The sequence below is a fragment of the Frankia sp. AiPa1 genome (genome assembly GCF_023243075.1).
Taxonomy (GTDB): Bacteria; Actinomycetota; Actinomycetes; order Frankiales; family Frankiaceae; genus Frankia.
Genome location: NZ_JALKFZ020000006.1, coordinates 1 through 1,849, shown reverse-complemented (window position 1 = coordinate 1,849; position 1,849 = coordinate 1). Strand labels below are relative to the sequence as shown.

General features: G+C 70.6%; 1 protein-coding gene. It reads right to left on the bottom strand.

All coding sequences use genetic code 11. From position 1 onward, the window contains the following. On the bottom strand, nucleotides 1–1,825 hold a 1,825-nt coding region (fxsT, locus tag MXD95_RS03990; protein ID WP_250639154.1), incomplete at its 3' end, for an FxSxx-COOH system tetratricopeptide repeat protein. Nucleotides 1,826–1,849 lie beyond the last annotated feature (24 nt).

Sequence of the window (1,849 nt, the reverse complement as noted above, 5' to 3'; positions counted from 1 at the left end):
CGAGTCGGCGGAGGTCGATGGCGAGGTTGGTCTGGGCGGCGAGGGTGATGGGGTGGGTGGTGCCGAGGAGCCGTATGGCTTGTTCGACGACGTCGGTGTCGAGGTGGCGGGCTTGTTCGGCGTCGCCGAGGGCGTAGTGGTCGCTGGCGAGGTTGATTCGTGCGATCAGGGTGGCGGGGTGGTCCTCGCCGAGTGTGTTCCGTAGGTGGGTGAGGGCGTCGAGGTCGGTGGGGTAGGCGGTGATGACGTCGCCGCCGAGCCGGTGGGTGAGTCCGAGGTTGACGGCGGCGGCGAGGGTGTGGGGGTGGGTGGGGCCCAGGACGGTGCGGTACCGGTCGAGGGTGTCGGCGCACAGGTCCCGGGCGGCGGCGAGGTCGCCGGTCTGGCGCAGGTCCATGGACAGGCACAGGGACGCGGCCAGCGTGTCCGGGTAGTCAGGTCCGTACCGTCCCATCAGTCGTTCGCGGACGTCGTGGGACACCTCGAGTGCGCCGGTGTGGTCACCGGCCTTGCGTCGGGCGACGGCGAGGTTTCGCCGGGCGCGTAGCAGCTGGGGGTTGTCCTCGACGTCCGGGGTCGAGCCGAGCGCGACCCGCAGCCTGGTGACGACTTCTTCCTGCTGGTGGCGGGCCAGGATGTACTCGCCGAGCTCACGGTGGTCGGTGTTGATCCCGCTGGCGGTGGTCAGGGTCGGGATCGCGTCGGCGCCGAGCTGGGTCTGCCGCCGTTGCAGGGTCTCCCGGGCCAGCTCCGACGCGGTGGCGAACTGGCCCAGCAGACGGTAGGTCACCGACACGTGGTGGGCCGCGGTCAGCGTCGCCGGGTCGTCCGGCCCCAGGATGCGCACGAGACGGTCGTACACCTGCTGGGACAGGACCAGCGCGTCGTCGAAGGCGCCCTGCACGCGGCGGTCCGCGGCCACCGCGCCCAACGCCTCCAGCGTCGCGTCGTGTTCCTCGCCGTACACCCGGGTACAGGCGTCGAGCAGCTGCTCGTTGAGGTCGGCGGCCTCCCGAAAACTCCCGATCACGAACAGGATGAAACTGAGCCAGCCGGCCACGAGCAGCGTCTGCGCGTCGTCCGCGCCCAGGGTCCGCGCCCAGGTGCGGTAGCCGTCGAGGGCCAGGGCGTGGGCGGCCCGGTGGTCACCCCAGTTGTAGAGGTACCGCACCTCGTTGAGGTAGAGCTCACGAACCCAGGTGTCGCCGCTGTGGACCGCGTCGCAGGCCAGGACATGCGGATACAGCTCGGCGTACCGGGGCCAGTTCTCCGGGTCCGCGGCGTCCGCGGGGTCACTGGCGGCCAGCAGCGCCTGCGCGCCACGGCGCATGGTCTCCCGCTCGCCCCGCGTCATCCGGTCGATCAGCACCTTCTGGACCAGCCGGTGCATCTGGAAGGCCTTCGTCCGATGGTTCAGCCTGATCAGCGAGTAGCGGGTGACCTCCCGCACCGCCCGGCTCAGCGCCACCGGATCGCGCAGCGCCTCATCAAGCTCGGGCACGATCATCGTGGCCCGAGCCCGGGTGAACAACGCCCGCGAGATGCCCTCCGGCGCGAGGAACGCGCAGACCTGCAACAGCCGCAGCGAAGCCGGATTCCGCCCGGCCAACCGATCCAGGGACACACTCCACGCGGCGGTCACCGAACGCTGGCTCGCCTCGGCCGGCTCGTCCTCACGGAACAACTCGCTGGTCTTCGTCCCCAGCAGTTCCAGATACTCCTCGACGGGCATGCCCGTCTCCACCCGCCAGGTCGCCGCCTGATCGATCGCCAACGGCAGATCACCCAACGCGTCGGCGAGCCGGTCGGCCTCGCTGTCCGTCAACGTGTCATCCCGGCGCCGCAACAA